The organism is Maritimibacter alexandrii (genome assembly GCF_005871115.1).
GTDB lineage: Bacteria > Pseudomonadota > Alphaproteobacteria > Rhodobacterales > Rhodobacteraceae > Maritimibacter > Maritimibacter alkaliphilus.
The window spans coordinates 1,367,373-1,389,940 of sequence record NZ_SWKQ01000009.1 but is presented as its reverse complement, the minus strand read 5'-3'; the positions used below and the strand labels follow the sequence as shown (position 1 = coordinate 1,389,940).

Here is a 22,568-nt window from a genome sequence, read left to right as displayed (position 1 = left end):
TCAGTCTGGCAGCTCGTCCACCTCATCCCGCACCAGATCGCGCACGCCGATGGGCGTGTCCTGCGCCTTGGCGAGGGACCAGCGGATGCGCGTCGCATAGTCTATTGCCGCGCCGGATAGAACCACTTGTTTCGACGCACGGGGCTTCAATCGGTTCTTTTCGAGGTAAACCGAGGGTTCGAGCGACAGTTTCGCCGCACCATCGTAGCGGAACACCCAGATTTCCCCGGATTTGAGCGCCATCGACACTGCGGTGCCGCCAAGGTCGATGGTCGCGTCCACGTCCGGGTGCAGGTGGAAGCGGATGTTGAAGGGCACGCCCTTTTCGCCCTCGCGTTCAAGCGCGCGCCCGAACGTGGCCTGTTCGGATTCTGACACGGCCGCCAGCGTTTCCTCGCCCGCGATGGTCCGCCCATCCACGGCCAGTTCCAGCCGCCGGATATAGGCCAGACCGAACCGCGGCTGATAGCCATCGTGGCCGCTGACGAGGCCGATCATGTCGGCATCGCCGATCCGCCGCGCCTCGACCTCGTTCGGGACTTCGACCATGCGGGCACGCGGCCCGTAGGGCGTGGCCTCCATTTCGCCGAGGCGCGAGGACGACACGCCGGTCAGGCCGAGCACCGAATGCGACGGGGTGGCGCGGCCCGCTTTGCCCCAATCCTCGCCGAATTGCCGCCCGGACCCGCAGTTCACGATCAGCGGGCGACGACCCGAAGTGACCTCGAGCGCGAGGGTTGAGGCGTGTGCGTTCCACGACGCCGGCCCCAGCGGCGGCTTGTCGGCATCGACGATGATCGAGGTGCGGCCTGCCGACAGGCGGGCGAAACCCATCGCCGGGCCATCCGTCGGCCCACCGCGCACACCGGATGTGGCAAGCGCCTGATCCAGCCGCCCTTCGGCCCCGCGCCCGCCGCCGTGAAACCGGGCCAGACCGCCGTCGGCATGGCGCAACGCGCGCAGCGTGGGTGCGATGCGTTCGATGGCCGACTGGTGGGCGGGCTTCGGCGTGATCTCGGATTCGCGCAGCGCGAGGGCGGCCCAGTTGAGGAGCGTGAAGACTTCGAGCAATTCTTCGGGGTTGCGGGTCGGAATGCCGCCCGCCGCGTCGATCTGCCGGTCGCATTCGCGGGCCAGCGCCTGTGTGGCGGGTTCGGTCAGATGCTCCATGCCGGAGAGCGAAAGCCCCGCATAGATCAGGCCGGTGAGCGCCTCGAACCGGGGCAGACCGGGCGAGGTGCCCTGCCACCGCTTCGACAGAAAAATCGCTTGCTGACCGAGACTGCGGTGAAACCGGAGCGAGGCGTCGCTGTCCTGCCCGTTGAGGATCAGGAAGGCATGGTTAATCCAGCGGATAAGCCTGCGGCCCGCGACATCGGGCACCCAGCCGGGGCCGGTGCCCCGCCCGAAACGGTCGATCCAGTCCATCGTCCAGAATTGCGCGCGCGCCTTGGCGTCGCGGTCGCCCAATGCCGCCAGATCGTCCATCCAGCCGAAACCCTGAAGCGCGGCTTCGAAATCGTCGGAGGGGGGCGTGATGGCCCAGATGCTGTCGGCGGGAGACTGGACGAGGTGCCCTGCGAACAGGAAGTTCCCCGCGACCATCTGTTTGCCCTTGGCGAAGCTGCCGATGGTGCGCGGTTCGGGCTTGGACGTGAAACCCGTCGCCGGCTTCGCGCGGGCCGCCCGCCGGGCGTGCCAACGGTTGAGCCACCGCGTTCTGCGGCTGGTCATGGGAAAATCCTTGGCCAACGTCGCCTTGCCTTACCTCAGATGCCGACCCTTACCGGGTTCTGGCCGCACTCTACAGGTCGGGGGGGCGCGAGTCATGCCTTAACGAGGCAGGCGATGTAGAACCCGTCCATTCCGCCCTTGTCGGCCCAGTAATCCGGGCGCAGGCGCAACCCGCCCTCATCCGTGCGCCAGTCGGGGTCGATGCCGGGCCGGTCGAGCGCGGCGGTGTCCACCGAAAGCCCCTCATGCCGCCCGAGCGCGTCGCGCACCTGTTCCTCACCCTCGTCGATCAACAGGCTACAGGTGCAATAGATCAGCCGCCCGCCGGATTTGAGCATACCCAGCGCCCGGTCGATCAGGTGTTCCTGAAGCTCGAAGAGGCCGGGAAAATCGCTCCCGTCCTTGGCGTATGGAAGATCCGGGTGACGCCGGATCGTTCCGGTCGCCGTGCACGGCGCGTCGAGCAGGATCGCGTCGAACGGCCCGCCCTCGTATTCCAGCGCGTCCATCGTGACGAGGTCGGCGGACAGGCCACAGCGCGCGAGGTTCTCGCCCACCCGCGCCATGCGGTGTTCCGAGATATCGACGGCAGTGACCTCGGCCCCGGCGGCGGCAAGCTGCATCGTCTTGCCGCCGGGTGCGGCGCACAGGTCCAGCACAGTCTCGCCCGGCTGGGCGTTCAGCACGCGGGCCGGAAGGGCGGCGGCGGCGTCCTGCACCCACCAGTCACCCTCAGCGAACCCCGGCAGGGTCGAGACCTGCCCGGCCCCCGTCACACGCACCGATCCGGTGGGCAACACCGTGCCGCCCAACGCCTGCGCGAGCGTCTCGGCATTGCCCTTGGGTGTCAGGTCGAGCGGCGCACCGGCGTAGAACGCCGTCTCCATCGCCGCCACGACGTCTTTGCCGTAATCGTCGGTCAGGGGCTTTCGCAGCCATTTGGGCAGGCGCGGCGTGGGCAGCGCGGCCCACCCTTCGGCGTCGACCTTGCGCAGGATCGCGTTGACCAGCCCCGCCATGCCCGCCGTCTTCTTGTCGGCGCGCGCAAGTTCGACCGCCGTGTTCACCACGCCGTGCGGGGCGGCGCCGAGTTCGCAGATTTCCGCGACCGACAGCCGCAGGATATTGTGGATGCGCAGGGTCGGGCGTTTGCGCAGGTGCGGGCCGAGCACGCGGTCGGCGCGGTCCATCACCCGGAACGCCGTCGCGACGAGCCGCTGCGTGCGCGCGCGATCCTCGGGCGCGAGCTTTTCCAGACGGCGCGGCAGCACCTCGGGCAAAAGCCGTCCATGCTCCATCACGTCGCCCATGAGGTCCAGCGCGACGCGGCGCGGCAGATTGGGATCACCGGCCATGCGGCCTCCTTTGCCAAATCGGTGGCGACGGCCTATATCAAAGGCGCGAGACAAGGAAGCCTGCCATGAGTGACGAAACCAAACGCGACCTGCCCCCCGCCGCCATCCGCGCGCTGGCCGAGGCCGAGGAACGGCGCAAGAAGGCCGCCGCCCTGAAGCTTCCCGAAGAGCTGGGCGGGCGCGACGGGCCGGAGCCGGTGCGCTTTGGCGACTGGGAGAAGAAGGGCCTCGCCATCGATTTCTGAACGGCGTTAACCGTCTCGGGGCGGTCGATTTCCGCCGCCCTAACTCCTCTTCCCTCAAATTAGACCCATCGAATGTGCGGCTTCATCCGAATGCCGCCCGCACCGCCGTTCAAGGAGCTGCTTCATGGGTCTTCTCAACCACCCCGACGTGATGCGTGCCGTCAAGCCGGATCAGACACCGGTCGCCGGGGCCTGCCGGTTCGTCTTCAAGGCCGGGTCCGACAATCTTTGCCCGATCTTCCGGGACCGTCACCTGACCTATACGATCGGCAATCCGATGATGTCCGACAGCAATGGCGATTTCGCGCCCTGCTACCTGCTGGAAGGGGCGTATCGGGTTCGTATCGAGGATCGGTTCGGCAAGGTTCTGGTGGATGTCGACGGCATTGAGGTGACCGAGGCTACGGGCGGAGGCGGGTCCACCATCACGCAGACGGGCGCCAGCACGCTTTTGCCCAGCGTGACGGCGCTGATCGCGGACGAGGTGCTCGCTTACATCGAGGAGGCGGACCGGGTGCAGGTCAGCGCCGGGGATTCGGTTCGGGTCGAAGCGCCCGCCTATCTGTACGAGGTGGCGGCACCGGACGCGACGGACTACCACACGATGACGGCGGGTGGGCTGAAACTCTACGCCCTGCCGGACGGTCTGGGGCAGATCTTCACGTCGCAGTTGAATTGGGCGGCCGGAACCGACGTGACCGACGACATGGTCCGTCTTTTCGCCCGCTGGCCGGAGGGCGCGCGGACGCTGCGCCAGACGGCGGACTACATGATCCGGGGTTCGGAATACACGCTTCCCACTGCTTTGCGTGCGTGGCTTTCGGATGACTACGAACTCTTGTCCCACGGCGAGGTCGCATCGCGGTCGCTGTTGCTGATGGATGCCTGCGACCAGTCCGCGGACAGTCATGGCCTGACCCGTGATCTGAAAATCCGGTTCTTCACGCCCTCGGGGTTCAAGGTCGGTGGCCTGCGGTTCGACCACAGCGTCGCGGTGGACGAAACTCAACTGGTCGCGGGGGGCAATGCCTCCGAAGTCTTCAACTGCACCGACAACGCCATTGGCCTGACGGTGGACAAGTGCCGCTTCGACTTCGAAGGCGGGACGGCCGTTCAGATCGTGAATTCAAAGCACTGGGCCTTTACCGCGAACCATGCAGGCAAGCAGAAATACCTTCTGAACCTCGTGGGCGGCGCACACTTCGGAACGTATTCGCACAATCGCGGTGAAATGGGTTTTGTCGGCCTCAAGGCGAACGGGCAGCCCTCGACGATCTTCGGCGACTACATCAAGACGACCCCGACCGACAATGTCGGACCGCGCTACTGCAAGTGTGAATACAACGAGTTCATCAACGAGAACCGGGATGGACCTGACGGCACGGGCGGCTTTCACGGCTGGACGTTCGCCGAAAACTATTTCCGCGTCGCCGTCGCGGCCATCGACATCAAGATCGCCTATAACCTCGCCACCGATTTCGCCACGCGTGAGAACCAGTATTCGAACATCACGATCCGCAACAACATCTTCGACGGTTGCGGGCTGGTCTATACCTGCACCTGGAAAGAAGCGGTGACGGGGGTTGCGAACAACCCGGACCTGATGCTGCGCCATATCGTGAGCCTGGGGAACCACTTCATCCCGCGCCCCGGCAAGGGCTCCAGCGCGCATTTCTTCAAGTCCTATCGTGGGACGTTCCTGTCGCTGGGCGACACCATGTCGACCTTCACGGGCGCGAACGCAGGGACCTTCGACGCCTCGACCGGCACGTTTCCCGCGAATGCGGTCAAGAACAGCTATTACACCGTCACGGTCGCAGGGGTCGTCGATGGTCAGAGCTTCGCGGTCAACGATATCGTTTACGCCCTCAAGACCGGAGCCTCGACCACGACCTATGCGGGCAATTGGTACAACACCGGCAAGACCTACCCCCGGATCGCGGCACCCACGCCGTTCAAATGCGGCATCGACGGGGTCGGGACGCATACGGTCAACAAGGGGACATGGAACGCGGCATCGGGGAGTTTTCCGAGCGGTGCGGTTCTGGGCGACTTCTACACTTCGACATCCGACGGAACGGTGGGCGGGGTGAAGTTCCGGGCGGGCGACATCATCGTCGCCACCACCGCCACGCCTTCGACCTCGACCTACGAAGGCCAGTGGGAGGTCCGGACCCCGGATTCCGGTCTGAACGAGAACATGGTGTTCCGCAGCCTCGTCTTCGACGGCCGGGGGGCGAGTGCGCTTCAGATCATGTCCTGCCGGAATGTCTCGGTCGATTTCGCGGATTATCAAAGCGACGGGCTGGGGACGATCAGCGTGTCGGGCGAGGATATCACCCTCACCGGGAACATGCGGTCCGAGGCCCTTCCGCCGCTGGATTCCGGGGTCTGCGATATCATCGTCCTGAACGGATGCCGGAACGTCCGGATCGATACGACCTACAGCCACAAGCGGGGCGCATCGCATGGGGGTGCCCTCGTCCGCGTCACGGGAAAGGCGACTCGCGTCTGGATCGACGGGACCGTCACCGGTTCGGCCGAACTCGTCGAGGTCGCGAACGCGGGCGTGCTGACGGACCTTTACCTTGGGCAGCGATCATCCCTGACCGTCGAAGCCCTCTCCGCACGCGTGCTGACGATCACGGGGACGGCGAATGGCGTCTGGCAGGGGCGTCTCGACAACCCCGATGGCGTGCCGCTCTTCAACAACCCGCCTGCGGTCCATAACCTCGGCCAGCTGTCGAAAGGTCAGGGCCGGGAACTGACCATCGCATTGGGCACGGTCAAGGCGCAGCGCACGGCGCATCGGGTGGATACCGAAGGCGACGCGGCGAGCGACGATTTGGTCACCGTGTCCGGCGGCGCGCTGGGGGATCAACTGATGATCTGTTGCGCCGACGCCGGCCGGGCGGTGGTCGCCAAAACGGGCACCGGCAATCTCAGGCTGGTTTCGGACCGGACGCTCGCCAACCTCGGTGACACGCTGGTTCTTGAGATGCGGGGCGATGGGAACTGGCACGAAGTCAGCTTCACCGATCAGGTCTAGGAACGGACCCTGCGCGGTGTAAGCCCGTGACGCAGGACGGGAAACAGCAAGGCGAAGAACCGGAATTGCGCCAGCTCGAAGCGGGTCAGGTCCGGTGCCTTTGGCGGGGGGCGAAGCGTGACCGTTTCGGCCCCCTTCGTACCGCGCGTAATCCAGATGTTTCCCGTGTAGACATGCGCTTGGTCGAGCCGGATATCGGCCGGGCCGGTGCGCCCGAACGACACGGTGCGCCCATACCATCGGGACAGGGCCTTTTCGGTTCCCTTGGGGTCGGACACAAAGTCTTCGTAGTTCAGGTAATAGACGCTGCGGGGCGGAATGCCCCTAAGCGCGCTTCGCATCTGCCGGTAGTGGTGCAGAAGCCAAAAGACATAGGCCGGGGCGAGGGCTTGCCGGTAGTATCGATTGCGCCGCCGCGCGCGCTTGATACGGGCCGCGAAGGCATCGACGGGGCGACGTGACATCGCGATGACCCTGAGCGGCAGGTCGGATGCTTCGGCAAAGACCTGCAAGCGCCGAGCGTTCTTGGCCGCGTCGATGACCTCGTGACTGCCGGTCTCCTCAAGGGCCAGCTCCATGAACCCGATGTGATCCTGACGGTAGGCGCGCAAGTCCTCGGCGCCGTAAATCCCCTGTAAGGATCGTCCGAAAATCAGCGCCAGACGGGTCGCGAGCGACGGGTTGCGCCGGTCGACCGCGCGCAGACGGGTCGAGGTGTCGAACGAGAGCATGGGGCGGCCCGCAGCCCGTTCCGCCTTCGCCCGCGCGATCAGTGGCCCCCAGAACGCACATTCCGTCACCAGCGCGCCGCAGCTACAGGTCCGCCGTTCATTCAGGTCGTTCTCGAGGTAATTCATCTCGCCCAGGTTCACGAACCCGTCGGCATTTCCCAATGCGAGCGCGAACAGGCTGGACCCGGAGTAGGGCAACGCAAGGATGTAGGTCAGTCCGCGCTCGGGCGGTGGCGCACCCCGTTCCGCCAACGGCCTAAGCCTCCTGAAGCGTCTTCAGCACGTCCGTGAAGTAGTCGACCGTGCGCACCAGCCCGTCTTCGAGTTGAACCGAAGGCTCCCACCCAAGGGTCGATTTGGCCAGTCCGATGTCGGGGCGGCGTTGCTTCGGGTCGTCCTGCGGGAGCGGTTCGTAGACGATCTTGGACCCCGATCCGGTCATCGCGACCACCTGTTCCGCAAGCTCGGCGATTGTGAATTCGCGCGGATTGCCGAGGTTCACGGGGCCGGTCACATCCTCGTCCGTCGCCATGAGGCGCAGGAACCCTTCGACCAGATCGTCGACGTAGCAGAACGACCGGGTCTGGCTGCCGTCGCCGTAGATGGTGATGTCGCGCCCCGACAGCGCCTGAACGATGAAGTTCGACACGACGCGCCCGTCGGCGTGATGCATGCGCGGCCCATAGGTGTTGAAGATCCGCGCGACCTTGATCTCAAGCCCGTGCTGGCGGTGGTAGTCGAAAAACAGCGTCTCGGCGCAGCGTTTGCCTTCGTCATAGCAGGACCGCGTGCCGATCGGGTTCACGTTGCCCCAATAGCTTTCCGGCTGAGGGTGAACCGACGGATCGCCATAGACCTCGGACGTCGAGGCTTGAAAAATCTTGCAGCGCAGGCGCTTGGCCAGACCGAGCATGTTGATCGCGCCATGCACGCTGGTCTTGGTCGTCTGCACCGGATCGTGCTGGTAATGCACGGGCGAGGCCGGGCAGGCGAGGTTGTAGATTTCGTCGACCTCGACATAGAGCGGAAAGGTCACGTCGTGACGCATGAACTCGAACCGTGGGTTGCCGTGCAGGTGGTCGATGTTGCGCTTCGTGCCGGTGAACAGGTTGTCGAGGCAGATCACCTCGTGCCCCTGATCCAGCAGGCGGTCGATCAGGTGCGACCCGATGAACCCGGCACCGCCGGTGACGAGGATGCGTTTCCGGCTGTCGTAAAGGCGTGCCACTGTCGTTTTCCTTTGCGTCGAAATCAGGGAACCTGTTGCAAGCGCGGCGGGGCCAGTCAATCGGCTATTTACCCGCCGCCCCCGGTTTGGGGGGCCAGTGCCGCGCGCAGGGCGGTTCTGTAGGCATCTATGACGATCCGTTCATCGAAAAGCGTTTCCGCCCGTTTACGCGAAGCGGCCCCCATCGCCTCCCGCGCCACGGGCGTGAGGTCGGCGAAGGCGTTGAGTTTCTCGGCCAGATCGCCCGCGTCGCGCGGCTGGCACAGGAACCCGGTCGTGCCGGGCGCAACGGTGTCGCGGCACCCGGCGGTGTCCGTCGTGACGATGGGGCGGCCCATCGCGGCGGCTTCGATCAACGCGCGGGGCGTGCCTTCGAGATAGTAGGAGGGCAGGACGACCGCGTCGGCCTCGGCGATGAGTGGGCGGACGTCGCCGACTTCACCGAGGTAGTCGATGACGCCCGCGGCCTGCCACGCCGCGAGGTCGGTTTCGGGCATGTATTCCGGGCCGGAGCCATGACCGCCGATCAGGACGAACCGCGCCTTGGGATGTCGCGCCTGCACCGCGCGGGCCGCCGCCGCATATTCCGCGACCCCCTTGTCACGCAGCACCCGCGCGATCATCAGGAACGTGGGCGCGTCGTGCGCGGGCATGGGGGCGGCCCGAAACTTGTCGAGATCCACGCCGGAGCCGGGCAAAAGCGTGCTGCGGTCGAGCGATCCGATCCCGTGGTCCAGAAAGAACGCCCGGTCCTCGGGGTTCTGGTAAAAGACGCAGGCCGCGCGATTGAAGGCAAGGCGATAGGCCGCGAGCACCGCCCTGACGGTCAGGCCCGGCTCTTGGAACACCGCCCCCCGGCCGCTGACATTCGGCAGGAACGGAATGCCGAGCAGGCGACAGGCGATGCCGGTATAGATGTTGTTCTTGATCGTGAAGCTGATGACCGCGTCCGGGCGCAGGCGGCGCAGGGTGCGATAGGCATTGGCGACCACGCCCGCCTCGGTCACGGGTGACTTGCCGCGCCGGGTCATGGCGATGTGTTCGAAGTCGCAGCCCAGGGCCTCGAGCGCCGGGGCACTGTCGTCGCGCGGGGCAAGCAGGGTCACCCGGTGCCCCTCGTCCTGCAACATGCGGATGATCCCGGTGCGGTAATTGAGGAGGTTCCACGCCGCGTTCACGGTCACGACGATATGCTTGCCACCGTTCATCGCGCCACGGCCCCGTAGATTTCGGACATGCGGGCGGCCGTCGCGGACCACGGGAACTCCCGCGCCCGTGCCAGCCCCCGCGCGCGCAGATCGGCGGCCAGCGTGGCGTCGGACCCGACCTTCACGATTGCCTCGGCGATTTCGTCGGGCTTCATCGGATCGACCAGCAGCGCCGCGTCCCCCGCCACTTCGGGCAACGACGACAGGTTCGAGGTGACGACCGGCGTCCCGCTCGCCATCGCTTCGAGCACCGTCAGCCCGAACCCTTCGTAAAGCGACGGGTGAACATAGACCGCGGCACGACGATAGAGCGCATGGAGCGCGGCATCCGACACGTAGCCCGCGACATGCAGGCGTTTCGACAGGACCGGGTCGTCCAGAATGGCCTCGATCTGCTCCATGTCCCAACCGCTGCCGCCGGTGACGACGAGGTGGTGGGGAATGTCCTGCATCGCGATCCTGAGCGCGGCGATCACGCCCTGCACATTCTTGCGCGGGCTGATCTTGCCTGCGGTCAGGATGAACGGAACGTCGTCCGGCGGGAGCGGGATGCCGTCGAGCGCAGCGTCGTCCGGTTCAGCGAAGAAACGGTCGGAAACGCCGGACGCGACCACGTGCAGCCGATCCCACGACTGGCCCGGATAAAGGCTCATCACCTCCTCCGCCGTCGCCTGCGAGATGCAGACCAGCGCATCGGCGCGGTGCACGGCCTGATCCAGCGCGCGTTTCATCAGCCATGGTCGGTTGTGACTGAAGTATTCGGGATGGGTCAGCGGGCCGATGTCGTGGACCGTGACGACCAGAGGCTTCGCCGTCGCGATGGGGTACCCCATGCAGACCGAATGGGTCACGTCCACCGGCCCGTCCATCATCCATTCGATGCGCGGCAGCCCTACGAAGGTCCAGCCATAAGACGTGCCACGCCGCCCGGATTTCAGAAGCGTGAGGCCGGTATCAGACCGAAGCGCCGCGAGCCGGTCGGGCGGCAGCGACGACCATGCAGAGGCAGGGCGAACGTCGACGTCGCCCTGCGCCGCCAGAGCGTCGCGCAACTCGCGCGCATAACGGGCCAGCCCGTGCCCGTGCAGGTCGGCGAACTGGTTGGCGAAAAAGGCGACCGTCGGTTTCATGGCGTCGGCCCCTCGGGCGGCAATCCAATCTCGGCCAGAATACGGTCGACCTTGGATTGCCACGAATGGGTCGTGGCAAAGGTGTCGATCGCCCGATCACGGTCCGGGTCGTCCGACAGCGCGCGGGCGATGGCGGGGGCGACGGCACCTTCGTCCGACAGCACCTCGGCAGGCGGCGCGAGGTGGGCATATTCGTCATGCGGCGTGGACAGGATCGGGAGGCCTGCCGCCGCGTATTCGTAAAGCTTGAGCGGGTTCTGCCCTTTGTAGACCGCCTGTTTTGTCCGGTCGTAGAGCATCACGCCGAGGTCACAGTGGACGAGCCACGCGGGCAGCTCGCGCGGGGCGACGGACCCCATAAGAAACACGGTCCCCGGATAGCGGGCGGCGAGGTCGTCGGCCCAACCCGCACCCGGTCCGATCAGCGCAAGGCTTCCGCCCCGCGCCTTCATCTCGGCCGCGACGGCTTCGAACAACGCCGGATCGCCCTTGCTCAGAACGCCGGTCCACACCGCACGCGGATGGGGCAACGGGGCGAGCGCCGCGGGTTCGGCCGGATCGCCCGCATAAATCTCGCGCTCGACACCCTGCCCCAGCACGTGAACCTTGCCCTCCGGCACGCCAAGCTCATCCACGGCATACGCCTTGAGCGTCGTCGAAATCGTATGAACAACGTCGACCGAAGCATAATCCTCGGCCTCGATCGGCTTCACGGCGTCACCCCGGAACGCCGGGTAATAATCGACCACGTGAAAGGCCACGCGCGCCTTGGGAAAGGCACGTTTCAGCGCGCGGCCCGATCCCGGCACGGTGGTCCAGACGAGGTCGGGGTCCGGCATCACCTGCGCGAGGCCGGGCCGCGCCAGACCATAGCGCAGATGCGAGGCGGTCCGTGTCGAGAGCGGCCAGATGTCGCGCACGGGAACCGGCGTCGCCTGCGTCACGATATGCACCCCAGCCTCGGACCGGGGCGTGGCGCGCCAGACTTGCAGGTAGCCGCCCGGCCCCCGCAAGAGGTGCACGGGGTCGAGCGGTGCCTGCAAATAGGTCACCTCATGCCCGCGCGCTGCCGTGAGCCGCGACAACACCTTGGTCGAGCACTGGATATCCGAGGCCCAGACCGTCGGCCGATGAAACAGAACGCGCGCCATGATGGGTCAGCCAGCGCCCCCGCCGCGGGTCCACTGATCCTGAAAATCCGCGTCGATCTGCGACCGCGTGATCGCGTTCTGACGGTCCCAGACGATTGCATTGGCCCGGAAAATGGCGGTCGCGGAATGGACGGCCGAAATGAAGCCCGGAACCCCGTCCTGAAACCCCTTCTTGGCCACGTATTTACGGAAGAACTCATAAATGGGGCGCCCCGCGATATCGATGAAGCGGACCGGGCGCCCGCGCCCCTCGACCCCCTTCACGACCTCTTCCATATACTGCCCGCTCTTGCGGAACCGTTTCTCGAGGTTGTCCTCGTTGAAATGCACCATGAGGGCCGAAAGCTGACCGACGCGGCTTTCGGGTGCGTCGAGCAGGCAGTCCTCATGGAACATGCCGCCGAAGCGGAACTTGTCGCGTCGCGCGAGGTGGACGAGGTTCCAGTCCCGCCAGCCGCCGCCCTTCATCGGACGGTGCATGAAGTAGTTGAGGCGGCGATAGCGGTAGCCGTCCTTGCCGTCGTCGCAGATCGCCTCCTGCACCTGTCGGGCAAGCTCGGGCGTCACGCGTTCGTCCACGTCCATATGGAGCAACCAGTCGCTCGTCGCTGCGTCGATCCCCTTGTTGCGCTGGTGCGAGAAATACTCGCCCTCCACGCGGGGCGACCGCAGGAACCGTACCTTGGGGCCGGCGGCCTTCGCCAGGTCCTCGGTCGTGTCGGACGAGCCGTCGTCGACGATGATGATTTCATCCACCCAGTCGATCAGATTCGCAAGGAAGCCGGGCAGATCGCGTTCTTCGTTATAGCTGATCGTCACGACGCCAAGCGTGGGGCGGGTCTGGTCGGGCATGTGTGGTCCTTGCGGGTCTAGCGATACGGCGATTGCCGGCGCATGCGGATGGGCCGGTAGATGCGGTCGCGGAAACGGTTCTTGAGGGTCGTGAAATCGGGGATCGGACGGCTGGGCGGAGGTCCGAGGTCGAGCGGCGCGCCATGCGGGTTCGTCAGATCGTCGTCCGAATAGCCGAAGGCGCGGGCCACTTGGATCACCACCGGGTCGAGCGTCAGGCGATAGTCGGGATCGGTCCGCCAGCGGTCCTGCGTGCGGTCGGTGATCGAAGACCCCATGTCCGGGGTCGGCGCGATTCCGACGTGGCCGCAGACGCTGGCAAAAGACGCCTGCGGATCGGCGATGATGTCTTCGTGCCGGATCAGCATCAGCCGTTCGGGCGGCAACATCTGGCGGAGCGCCAGCAGGTTGCGATGGATTTCGGCCCAACCGAACTGGCGATCATAGGGCGCGGTGCCGAACAGTTTCTGCGATGAATGCTGGACGGCGAGCGGGTTGCGCACGAGGCCGACGAGGCGCACGTCGAATGTCGTTTCTTCCATCCAGTTCAGAAGCATCGACACCGCCGCCCAGTTCGCCAGCACCTGCGGTGATTTCTCAAAGAAAACGGGCGCTGCGAACCGCGTGCAAAGCGCCTCCCACCCGTCGCGGATCAGGGCACGGTCGTCGGCAGGCGGCACGAAGTCCGGGATGTTGCCGCGCACCGTGTCGATCATGTAGGTGCGCGCGTTCCGTGCGCCGCCATAGCCGGGATAGGGAACGCCGCCCGAGAACAGCCGCGCGGGTTGACCCGTCATCACGGCGGCCTTCAGCCAGTGGTGGCTTTCGAGATAGGTGTGCGACGTGTAGTCGAGCCCCCGCACATCGGGATGGGCGATCAGTTCGCTCTGAAAGATCGTGGAGCCGGACCGTTTGTCCGACAACAGGATCACCACGGTCGGGCGAGACGCAGACGTGGGCCGCTCAGGCATGGCTTTCCTCGGGCAGGAGCGTGTCGTCGCGCACCGAAGGGGCCTCGTCGCGCAGGGCGACATTCGCCGGTTTCGACAGCGAAGCCATCAGATCGGGGTTGCGCAGGGCCGAAAGCAGCCCGAGCACGAAAATGAACATATAGACGCCGCGCACATTCGAGCCAAAGGCCGGGGAAAAGGCTGCCACCGGGAACATCGGAAGATATGCGAGATACAGCGCCCGTGGCCAGTCCCGCGCGAGCGGGGCCAACCGGGCGGCGTTTCGTCGATGCACGTTCGCATAGTTGAACGCGGAAATGAGCAGGAAGACGAACAGGAACGTGCTCAGCATCCCGTGGGCGAAATACCCCTGCCCGATCAGCGAGTGGTTGTTCTCGAACCGCCCCATCTCGAAGTCGTCCTGCCGGTCCGACGTCGATCCGGCCCCGACGATGAAGAACTGCGGATAGTCCAGCACGTGTTCGAAGGGCGTCACGAACGACAGGAACCGACGGGATTCGCGTTCATCGGTGAAGGGGTCGTTGAACGTCGCCGTGAACCGGTTCACGTATCGGTCGAAGAAGAACAGCGACGACCCGACCCCAACGAAGATCACCACCCCGACCGAGATCAGGACGGGCCTGAGCATGATCGAACGAAGCTGCCAGAACGGGAAAATCAACAGTGCGCCGAGGATCAGAACGAGTTCGGACAGGGCCTGCCGGGAATAGGCCATGACGATCCCCATCGGAGACAGGAAGATGCCGGCGGTGGTCACGAAGGTCCAGAATGCCGTAAGGTGGAAGCGTTTCGTCTTGAGATAGCTGACCATCGGCCAGGCGACCGCGACGAAGGTCGCGCTCAGAATGGACACGCCGACAAGGCTCTTTCCGCGCACGCCATAATCGCCGTAACGGATCGAATAACGGTTCGCCGAGTTGGCGGGGTCGAGCTGCGGGATCGAAAAGATCGCGATGGCGATGGGCCGGGTCTGCGGCAGGGAACTCATGATAATCATCGAGGCGGTGACAAGCAGGCCGAGCGACAGCGCCTTGAGCACAAGTTCAACGTCCTTCGCCGTGCGCACGAACTGCGGAATGGCGAAGACCATCCCGAAGGCGAGGAAGAACTCGATCGCGGTGTAGATGCCGAAAAGCGCCGACCCGCCGTAGACGACGACCGAGACTTCGCTCAGCACGATCAGCGCGGTGATGATCGCGATCAGGCCCCGGAACGGATAGCGGGCGACGGAGTAGTGGCGCGCCATGATGTAGCCGCGCAGGATGATATACGCCGCCACCCCGTCGATGATGTAGATCGGGATCGGGCCGAGCTTCACGTTCAGGCGCGGCATGGCGAAGAGGATGAAGGTGAAGACCGCCATGACGGCGATGCCCCGTGTGCGCTCGACCGTCATGCCGCGACCCTTTCGGGCAAGTCCCGCCACATGGCGAGATAGTCGCGGGCCATGCCCACCTTGTCATAGCCCTTGGCCGCCTCGAACCCGGCCAGACCCAGTTGTGACCGTTGCGCGGGCGCGTCGATCAGACGGCCCAGCGCCTGCGCGAAACCCTGCACATCGTCGGGTGCGATGACCGGGTTTCCGACGGGCGCGACGATATCGCTCAACCCCGGCACGTCCGATGCGACGACCGGCAGGGCCGCGTTCATCGCCTCGACGGCGGCCAGCCCGAACCCTTCCCAAAGCGAGGGCAGCAGGAAGATGTCGGCTGACCGCAAAAGCTCCGTCACGTCCGTCACATTGCCCAGAAACGTCACGCGATCGGCGATCCCAAGTTCGTTCGCCCGCGCTTCCAGCACCGGGCGCAGCGCACCATCACCGGCGACGACATAGTTCCACGGGCGATCCGCGATCAGGTGGAGCGCGGCCAGCGCCGTTTCGATGTTCTTCGCGCGCGCCAGTCTGGCGACGGTCAGGATCGTGGGCGGGGTCGAGGTGTCCGGCCTTTCCGGCGGCGTCGCGAACCGAAGCGCGGCGCCGTTGCGCACGGTGACCGTTTTGGCGGCGACCTGCGGATGCGCCGTGGTCAGCGCGTCACGGGTCTGGGTGCTGATGGCTGCGATCCGGTCGAACTGGCTGTAGATCGCACGATCCAGCCTGCGCCACAGCCCGCCGTCGCGCCGTTTGTTCCATGTACTGTGTTCCGTCATCGCGCAGGGTGCCGCGATACGACCGGCGCGGCGTAGCATCGAGAGATGGAGGATCGTTGGAAACAGGTGGCCGTGAACGACGCTGTCCGGCGTAACCAAGGAGCCAAGCGCCCGCGCAAGTCGGATCGCGGCACGTGGATCACGCGGGTTGGAGGCGCCGAGAGACTGGGCGTTCTTCAACTCGTCGGTCGCGCAGGGTTCGATTGCGATGATATGCGCGTCTGCGCCCAGATCGAGCAGGTCGGAGTGCAACCCACGTGCAAGTCGTTCGGCACCGCCGCGGTCCAGCCCGAAGCTGTTAATGACCTGAACGACCCGCATCCGTCAGGCCACCGCCTCGAGCGCCCGAAACTTCGAACTCTCGACGTTTCGCCCGGTCAGACGCTCCAACTCAATGATGTCCGGTTCGTAGAAGCGCCGCAACGCGAGATCGAGATGAAGGGGCAGTTCCTTGCATTCGAGCGTTTTGGAACAGACGAACGAGCGGACCTGTACCCGCAGGATAGGCGGCAGAAAGCGTCGCACCGCCTTGAGCGGGCCCTTGCGCGTGGTGAGCGACTTCATCAGCCAACGAGAACATGGAACGCCGCTGCGTTGCGTGTGAACGGCGACGGGCACGAAACTGTCGTCGACGCCGAGCCACCTGTAGATTTCGACGGCAGTCCTTGCCGCGTGATCCTCGAGATCTTCGAAGAGGACGAAATGCACATGGTCCACGCCGAATGCCTCGACCCAGGGCTTCACCAGCCGGGCCTGCCGGCCCTTGCCGATCCTCGATTCCGGCGTGAAATCGACGACGCGGCCATCATCCGAAAAGGTGGCGTTCTGGCGCAGAAAGCTCTCGAATTCCCCTTCGAAATGACCAGCCCGCACGCCGCGCATGAATTCCGAGAATAGCCGCTCTGCCGGATTTCGCAGCGACACGATGATCCGGGCGTCCGGTGACGCGGCACGGATCAGGTCCGCCGTTCCTTGCGCGTAGATGTAGTGCGACGATTCCCCGATCCACCGTTCGGTGGTGACGCCGTCGAAAAGGCCCTCGTAGGCCTCGGGTTCGGCATAGGGCCGTGCTGCACCGGACGTGTCCGTCTCGCCGGTGGCACGAAGCATCTCCGCCCGCCAGTACATCGGCTCCTTCACAGGGGACATGAAGATCTCGGGGTGCTGCGACAGAAGCAGGTTCAGCGTGGTCGAGCCACAGCGCATACCACCGATGAAATAGAGGTTCGGAACGATCTTCATGCCTTGCCTTCCGCCCGTCGCTCGGTCGGGTCAAATCCTTGGGCAGGCAGCCACGCCGAGCGACCCCTGCGATCAACGCTGCCTACATAGCAACGCGACCCCGGAATAGCCAATTGGAATGACCCGGTGATGTGCAGGGGTCCGCGATGGCCGCCACCGGGGCCAGTCGTTTCATCGACCATCGGACAGGATGCCTTCAAGATCGGCGGCGATGCGACGGGTATCGAAGCGATCTTCGACGATCTTGCGGCCAGCCGCACCCATGGCGCGACGCTTCGCGGTGTTTCCGGCCAGTTCGGATAGCGCGCGCACCCAGTCTTCGGGCGAGCGCAAGAGATGACCCGACACGCCCTCCTCCACGATCTCGGCATGGTTGGCCGCGTCGCTTGCCAGAACCGGAATGCCGGTGGCCATGTATTCCAGCGCTTTGAAGCCGCATTTGTAGTCGTTGAACGGACCCGCGAAGAGCGGGTAGAGCCCGATGTCGAAGGGGGCGACGGCGTCGGAGATCGCGGCAGGTGAGGACCAGTCCACCCCGTCGATCACCTCGGCTGTCAGGCCGGGGATGCCATCGAAGGCCGTATGCAGGCGTTGCTCGCCATTCGCGCCGACGATCCTGAGCGTCAAGGGACGGTCCGCCGCCACCTTGCGCAGCGGTTCGGTCAGGATACCCAGAATGTCATCGGCATAATGCGCGCCGTTCCCGATCCAGCCCAGACAGACGCGCGCCGGGTCATGCGTGTCGACAGGTTGCACGACGTAGTTCTCAAGCCGGATGCCGGAGGGCACGAAGTGCACGCGGTCATGCTCTTCCCGCGCGACCCGGACGAGGGCGGATGAACCGGCCAGCACGCCGTGACAGTTGCGCATCATCCATCGCGCCGTGCGTTCGACGCGCGGGTTTCCGACCCGCGAGGGCGCATCGTCTATGTCGAAGAAGACCCGCTTTCCCGCCGCGCGCGCAAGTCTGAGGATCGCGGGGTGATAGCGGCTGTAGGATTTCTGAAAGATCACGACGTCGTGGCGCGCAATCCGGGCGGTCAGCCGCAGGTAATCGGCCTTGGAGTTCACATGGGCGTAGGACACCCTATGCCCCAGCTCTTCCAGTGCCTCACCGATCCAATAGCCGCGCACCCGCGAACTCGCCTTGTTTCGGTCCCCTGCCAGATTGAACAGGATCCGCATCTTTCCATTCGTCATGCTGCGCCTTCGAAATCCTTGGCCTGCGTCACCCTACGAAACTCTTCGTTCCGCATCGCGTCATCGACCGAAGCATCGACCGAAACCCGGCCACCGGCGAACAGGATCACCCGTTCGGCATGGGTGAGTGTGTCGAGGTGATGTGTCACGGAAATGACTGTCGGGTTCTGTGGCAGGGTGGCGATCGCATTCATCACCTTGGATTGCGTGGCGCGATCAAGGGCCGAAGTCGCCTCGTCCAGCACCACGACCGAGGGTTCGTGATAGAGCGCACGCGCGATGCCGACGCGCTGCCGCTGCCCGCCGGACAGGTTGCCGCCACGCTCCCCCACCCTTGTGTTGATACCGTCGGGCAGCGTGGCGATGAAATCGGTCAACTGCGCGCTGTCGAGCGCCATGCGCAGACGCTCGGGATCGTGCTTGACTTCGGGCAGGCCCAGGGCGACGTTCGCGGCAATCGTATCGTCGGTCAGGAAGACGGTCTGGGGCACGTAGCCGATCTGCCCGTTCCAGATCGCCAGAACCGAGGCGAGATCGGCCCCGTCGAGTTTCACCTGCCCGCTGGTAGGTTGGATAAGACCCAGCAGCATCACGAGGAAGGTGGACTTGCCCGCACCGGTCGGCCCCATGATCGCGACATGCTCGCCCCGCTTGAGCGAGACATTGATGTCCGACAGGGCGGCGGCGTCGGTGCCGGGAAAGGTAAAGCCCGCATTTTCGAAGGAAAGCTCGGCGAACCCGTCGGTCGGAGCCTCGATCAACGAAACGCCCGCATCCTCCTGGGCGCGGTGGTCTTCCAGTTCTTTCAAGTCAGCAGCCAATGGCGGGAAGGCCGCGCTGAACGAACTGATCCGGTTCGTCGAGTTCGCAACCTTTGTCAGCGTCTGCCTCAACCGAAAGATCGCAACCGCCAGCACGGTCGCCTGCCCGAACGCCGCCTCGATGCTGTCCGCTGTCAGAACAATGAAGCCGATGATGAGAACCAGCGCGACGAGCATAAGTGTTTCCAGGAGCACCGGCGCGATCTGCATGGCGAAAATGGTCTTGCGGTTCGCCGCGCCGAAATCGCGGGACTTTTGCGCGAAGGCCCGAATGAACCCATGTCGCGTGCCCATGAGGCGCGCTTCGGTAAGGGCGCCAAGCCCTTCCTGCACGGCCTTTATCATGTCACCCGTCGCATTCCGTGCCTCGCGTCCGGCGCTCTGCAACTGTCGGTTCGCGCCTTTCCCGGCGACGAAAAGAGCGGCGGCAAGGGCGCAGATCATACCGACCAAAATCGGCGGAAGGGCGAGGACGATGAACCCCAGAACAGACAGCGCCATCACGAGGTTCAGCGCCAGTTGCAGAAGCTGCAGGACAACGCCGTTGGAAATCTGGGACGTGTCCGCAGTGAGGTTGCGCTGTAATTCCGACGTATGGCGCCCGAGGTGCCAAAGGTAGGGCGCATATTGGTAGGCTTGAAACAGGCGGTTCGAAAACGCTACCGTTTGAAGGCTCACCGCGCGAGCGAGCAGGGCATAGGTTCCGATCCCGATAGCCAGCTTCAACGCGAACAGCAGCATGAGCGCGGCAGAAAACACCACGAGCCGGGTCCGCAAATCCATCGTTGTCACCCAGGGCCCAATCGTGCCGGGCAGATCGGGCGCCCGCGAAGAAATGAGGCTCATGTAGACCTGAATGCCGTAGAGAGTCGCAAGCTCGACTACTGCGAGCAGCAACATCGCTCCGAATAGGCCAACGAGGCGCAAACGTTCCCGGCGCGAGAAGATGCACCACAGACCGATGGCAACGGTTCCCAGCCTCACGTTCGCCTCGGCGGACGACCGTTCCTCGTCCGGTGTCGTCGTCATGCTGGTGACTGCCCCGATATGGTCGCGAGGTTCTGTGCGTCCGCTCGACCCGCAACCGAGCCTTTAGGATAATTCTGCGTCGGCATTCTCGCGCCTCAACCCAAGTCGTTCAGGCCCTGCACTGGGCCAACGTCCATCTAGCATGCTGCAGTGCAGGAGGTAAGGCCATACCGGGCACAGGCAAAGGTCAGATCACGAAAAATGTTTTCTTTGCAAAAACAGGTCATTCCTTATGGCCTTTCACGGATTTGCTGGGCTACATACGCATTGCGCGCCCCGTTTTCACGGGAATTCAAGCCCGATCGGCACAAAGGCTATTCCAAAACATGACGGACACGTCACCCAGCCAGTCAGGCATTCTGGAAGACGAACTGGACCTCATGCGGCTGCTCGGCCTTGTTTGGCGCGGGCGCTGGATCATCATCGCCTGCGTAGCCGTGGCCATATTACTTTCCATGCTTTACGTGCGCAACATCGCAGTCCCGAAGTATGCATCGACCGTGCGTCTCGTGATCGAAGCCGAGGATCGCAACGTCGTCGACATCGAAGCGGTCGTCAGCGGCATTTCCACGAGCGAAACGTCGATCAATACAGAGCTGTCGATCATCACCTCGCGCGGCATGATCGAGAAACTCATCCGTGACCTCGAGCTTTATAAGGATCCCGAGTTCAACGGCGCGCTCTACGAGCCGAACCCCTATTCGATCGCGGGCATCCGGAAACGGATTCTCGCGCTTTTCGGACAGGAAGACGCGGCGGGGCCAAAACAGTCCATCGAACAGGCCGTCCTGTCCACGATTCCCCGCACGACACGCGCGATCCGGGCCGTATCGGTGCAGAAAACGCTGCTCATCGACATAACGGTGACGACCGAAGACCCGCGCAAGTCCACGCAGATGGCGAACCGGCTTGCCGAGATCTATGTCCAGTCCCAAGTTGAGACCAAGTTCGACGCGGTCGAATATGCGATCAACTGGCTGACCGAGCGTGTGACCGAACTCGAAGGCGAATTGCGCACGCGCCAAAACGAATTGGACAACGTCCGGTCGGAAGCGGCGCTCGTCGGGATCGAAACGCTCGAGGCGATGACCGTGCGCAGTGTCGAGCTGCGCAGCCGCCAGTCGAACCTGACGAACACCATCACGGAAAAAAACGAGTTGCTCGAACGGGCACGCGTTCTGATCGAGGCGGGCGATGGCGACGGGCTTGTCGCCCTTTTCGACGACCGAATCCTGAACGAAATCGCGGGCACGGTCGACGACGGCGCCCTTATGGAATACGAGCGTTTCAACGCGCGCATCGGCACCCTCGTCGATCAGGAAATGAGCTCGATTCAGCGTCTGACGTCCCAGCGCGACGTGTTTCGCGATTCGCTCAACCGCTTGAACGAGGAAATCTTGCAGCAGACCACAGCCTTGAAGCGGGTGGAGGAGCTGAACCGCGATCTTCAGGCGGTTCAGACGCTCTACGAGACGTTCCTGTCGCGCCTCAAGGAAACCTCGCTTCAGATCGGGTTGCAGCAGGCCGACAGCCGCGTCTTGTCGGAAGCGCCGCCCTTTGGCCGTCGGGTCGCGCCGCAGGTTCGCCGGACCGTATCGCTCGCCATCGTGTTCGCCTTTCTCGTCGGCGTCGGCATCATCCTTGTCGTGCAATTCACGCAGCGCGGTATCCGCAGTGCCGGTGAGCTTGAATCCCTGTCGGGTCAGAACGTGATGGGGCAGATCCCGCTCTCGCCGGTGAAAGACCGCAAGAAACTGCTCGAATACCTGCGCAACAAACCGACCTCCGCCATGTCCGAGGCGGTGCGCAACCTGCGCACCTCGGTCACGCTGACGAACCCGAAGAACCCGCCGAACGTCATCATGATTACCTCGTCCGTGCCGGGCGAGGGTAAGACGACAGTGGCCGCGAGCCTCGCACTCAACCTCGCGAGCCTCGGCAAGAAGGTTCTGCTGATCGACGGCGACATCCGCCGCAATACGCTGTCGGACTATTTCAAGGGCGTGGATACGGAGAACAAGCCCGGGATCGTGTCCCTGCTCGACGGAGACGTCAGTCTGCAAGAGGCCGTTCTGACGCTTCCCGACACCGGCATCGACGTTCTGATGAGCGAGAAGAGCGTTCAGAACGCCGCCGACATCTTTGCCTCCGAGCCGTTCTCGAATTTCATGAAGACGCTGCGCGAGCATTACGATCACGTCATCATCGACACGCCGCCGGTTCTGGCCGTGCCGGACGCCCGCGTGATCGCCCGCTTCGCCGATGCGGTGCTCTACATCGTCGGTTGGAACAAGACCCACCGGGAGCAGGTCCGCGAAGGGATCAGCGAGCTTCGGTCGCTCGGCGTGACGATTTCCGGCGTTGTCCTGAACCAGATCGACGGGCGCAAGATGTCGCGCTACGGCTATGGCTACGGCGGTTATTCCCGGTACGGCTCCCGCAAATACGGGCAGGGCTACTACGACAACTGA

The 22,568-nt window shown here is 64.5% G+C and carries 17 protein-coding genes; 3 read left to right on the top strand and 14 right to left on the bottom strand.

The window, feature by feature from the left end; all coding sequences use genetic code 11:
* Together FCT00_RS07515 and FCT00_RS07510 are read right to left on the bottom strand one after the other, a co-directional pair.
* A complete protein-coding gene (locus tag FCT00_RS07515; RefSeq protein WP_138422462.1) occupies positions 1-1,734 on the bottom strand; it encodes a heparinase II/III family protein in 1,734 nt (577 codons plus the stop codon).
* 92 nt (positions 1,735-1,826) lie between these two features.
* Complete coding sequence (locus FCT00_RS07510; RefSeq protein WP_138422461.1) at positions 1,827-3,089, bottom strand: RsmB/NOP family class I SAM-dependent RNA methyltransferase; 1,263 nt, start codon at positions 3,087-3,089, stop codon at positions 1,827-1,829.
* Positions 3,090-3,154: 65 nt separating this feature from the next.
* On the opposite strand from FCT00_RS07510, the gene FCT00_RS07505 reads away from it, so the two are divergent.
* Both FCT00_RS07505 and FCT00_RS07500 read left to right on the top strand, forming a co-directional pair.
* Positions 3,155-3,334 (top strand): DUF1674 domain-containing protein, encoded by a 180-nt coding sequence (locus FCT00_RS07505; RefSeq protein ID WP_138422460.1) that lies wholly within the window; start codon positions 3,155-3,157, stop codon positions 3,332-3,334.
* A 124-nt stretch (positions 3,335-3,458) separates the two neighbouring features.
* Entirely contained in the window at positions 3,459-6,383 is a 2,925-nt protein-coding gene (locus FCT00_RS07500) for a hypothetical protein (protein WP_138422459.1), read from the top strand.
* On the opposite strand, the gene FCT00_RS07495 is transcribed toward FCT00_RS07500, so the two are convergent.
* The 12 genes from FCT00_RS07495 to FCT00_RS07440 form a co-directional block, all read right to left on the bottom strand.
* Positions 6,380-7,366, bottom strand: a complete 987-nt coding sequence (locus tag FCT00_RS07495; protein ID WP_138422458.1) for a sulfotransferase — start codon at positions 7,364-7,366, stop codon at positions 6,380-6,382. The two genes, FCT00_RS07500 and FCT00_RS07495, sit on opposite strands and share 4 nt — an antisense overlap.
* Before the next feature lie 4 nt (positions 7,367-7,370).
* The gene (locus FCT00_RS07490; protein ID WP_008331957.1) at positions 7,371-8,342 is read right to left on the bottom strand and encodes a UDP-glucuronic acid decarboxylase family protein; all 972 of its coding nucleotides are present in this window, start codon (positions 8,340-8,342) and stop codon (positions 7,371-7,373) included.
* Between the two features lie 68 nt (positions 8,343-8,410).
* Complete coding sequence (locus FCT00_RS07485) at positions 8,411-9,550, bottom strand: glycosyltransferase family 4 protein (RefSeq protein ID WP_138422457.1); 1,140 nt, start codon at positions 9,548-9,550, stop codon at positions 8,411-8,413.
* A complete protein-coding gene (locus tag FCT00_RS07480; RefSeq protein ID WP_138422456.1) occupies positions 9,547-10,680 on the bottom strand; it encodes a glycosyltransferase family 4 protein in 1,134 nt (377 codons plus the stop codon). The genes FCT00_RS07485 and FCT00_RS07480 overlap by 4 nt, the downstream gene beginning before the upstream one ends.
* Positions 10,677-11,831 (bottom strand): glycosyltransferase, encoded by a 1,155-nt coding sequence (locus tag FCT00_RS07475; RefSeq protein WP_138422455.1) that lies wholly within the window; start codon positions 11,829-11,831, stop codon positions 10,677-10,679. Before FCT00_RS07475 ends, FCT00_RS07480 begins: the two co-directional genes overlap by 4 nt.
* A 6-nt stretch (positions 11,832-11,837) precedes the next feature.
* Positions 11,838-12,683: a glycosyltransferase family 2 protein gene (locus tag FCT00_RS07470; RefSeq protein WP_138422454.1), complete on the bottom strand. Its 846-nt coding sequence runs from the start codon at positions 12,681-12,683 to the stop codon at positions 11,838-11,840.
* Positions 12,684-12,700: 17 nt separating this feature from the next.
* Complete coding sequence (locus FCT00_RS07465) at positions 12,701-13,654, bottom strand: sulfotransferase (RefSeq protein WP_171042916.1); 954 nt, start codon at positions 13,652-13,654, stop codon at positions 12,701-12,703.
* Positions 13,647-15,050, bottom strand: a complete 1,404-nt coding sequence (locus tag FCT00_RS07460) for a hypothetical protein (protein ID WP_138422452.1) — start codon at positions 15,048-15,050, stop codon at positions 13,647-13,649. The genes FCT00_RS07465 and FCT00_RS07460 overlap by 8 nt, the downstream gene beginning before the upstream one ends.
* Positions 15,047-16,126, bottom strand: coding sequence for a glycosyltransferase family 4 protein (locus tag FCT00_RS07455; protein ID WP_138422451.1), 1,080 nt, complete (start codon positions 16,124-16,126; stop codon positions 15,047-15,049). Before FCT00_RS07455 ends, FCT00_RS07460 begins: the two co-directional genes overlap by 4 nt.
* Positions 16,127-16,129: 3 nt before the next feature.
* Positions 16,130-17,047, bottom strand: coding sequence for a sulfotransferase family protein (locus FCT00_RS07450; RefSeq protein ID WP_138422450.1), 918 nt, complete (start codon positions 17,045-17,047; stop codon positions 16,130-16,132).
* A gap of 171 nt (positions 17,048-17,218) precedes the next feature.
* Positions 17,219-18,247 (bottom strand): glycosyltransferase family 4 protein, encoded by a 1,029-nt coding sequence (locus tag FCT00_RS07445; protein WP_138422449.1) that lies wholly within the window; start codon positions 18,245-18,247, stop codon positions 17,219-17,221.
* Positions 18,244-20,097, bottom strand: a complete 1,854-nt coding sequence (locus tag FCT00_RS07440; RefSeq protein WP_138422448.1) for an ABC transporter ATP-binding protein — start codon at positions 20,095-20,097, stop codon at positions 18,244-18,246. Before FCT00_RS07440 ends, FCT00_RS07445 begins: the two co-directional genes overlap by 4 nt.
* Positions 20,098-20,423: 326 nt before the next feature.
* Here FCT00_RS07440 and FCT00_RS07435 point away from each other — a divergent pair, with 326 nt between their 5' ends.
* Positions 20,424-22,568 carry a polysaccharide biosynthesis tyrosine autokinase gene (locus FCT00_RS07435; protein ID WP_138422447.1) on the top strand — a complete coding sequence of 715 codons (2,145 nt, stop codon included), beginning with the start codon at positions 20,424-20,426 and terminating at the stop codon, positions 22,566-22,568.

Bases quoted from the DNA above. Each gene is read 5' to 3' on its own strand.
- FCT00_RS07515 (WP_138422462.1), bottom strand. From the start codon at position 1,734: ATGACCAGCCGCAGAACGCGGTGGCTCAACCGTTGGCACGCCCGGCGG.
- FCT00_RS07510 (WP_138422461.1), bottom strand. From the start codon at position 3,089: ATGGCCGGTGATCCCAATCTGCCGCGCCGCGTCGCGCTGGACCTCATG.
- FCT00_RS07505 (WP_138422460.1), top strand. From the start codon at position 3,155: ATGAGTGACGAAACCAAACGCGACCTGCCCCCCGCCGCCATCCGCGCG.
- FCT00_RS07500 (WP_138422459.1), top strand. From the start codon at position 3,459: ATGGGTCTTCTCAACCACCCCGACGTGATGCGTGCCGTCAAGCCGGAT.
- FCT00_RS07485 (WP_138422457.1), bottom strand. From the start codon at position 9,550: ATGAACGGTGGCAAGCATATCGTCGTGACCGTGAACGCGGCGTGGAAC.
- FCT00_RS07480 (WP_138422456.1), bottom strand. From the start codon at position 10,680: ATGAAACCGACGGTCGCCTTTTTCGCCAACCAGTTCGCCGACCTGCAC.
- FCT00_RS07475 (WP_138422455.1), bottom strand. From the start codon at position 11,831: ATGGCGCGCGTTCTGTTTCATCGGCCGACGGTCTGGGCCTCGGATATC.
- FCT00_RS07470 (WP_138422454.1), bottom strand. From the start codon at position 12,683: ATGCCCGACCAGACCCGCCCCACGCTTGGCGTCGTGACGATCAGCTAT.
- FCT00_RS07465 (WP_171042916.1), bottom strand. From the start codon at position 13,654: ATGCCTGAGCGGCCCACGTCTGCGTCTCGCCCGACCGTGGTGATCCTG.
- FCT00_RS07460 (WP_138422452.1), bottom strand. From the start codon at position 15,050: ATGACGGTCGAGCGCACACGGGGCATCGCCGTCATGGCGGTCTTCACC.
- FCT00_RS07455 (WP_138422451.1), bottom strand. From the start codon at position 16,126: ATGCGGGTCGTTCAGGTCATTAACAGCTTCGGGCTGGACCGCGGCGGT.
- FCT00_RS07450 (WP_138422450.1), bottom strand. From the start codon at position 17,047: ATGAAGATCGTTCCGAACCTCTATTTCATCGGTGGTATGCGCTGTGGC.
- FCT00_RS07445 (WP_138422449.1), bottom strand. From the start codon at position 18,247: ATGACGAATGGAAAGATGCGGATCCTGTTCAATCTGGCAGGGGACCGA.
- FCT00_RS07440 (WP_138422448.1), bottom strand. From the start codon at position 20,097: ATGACGACGACACCGGACGAGGAACGGTCGTCCGCCGAGGCGAACGTG.
- FCT00_RS07435 (WP_138422447.1), top strand. From the start codon at position 20,424: ATGACGGACACGTCACCCAGCCAGTCAGGCATTCTGGAAGACGAACTG.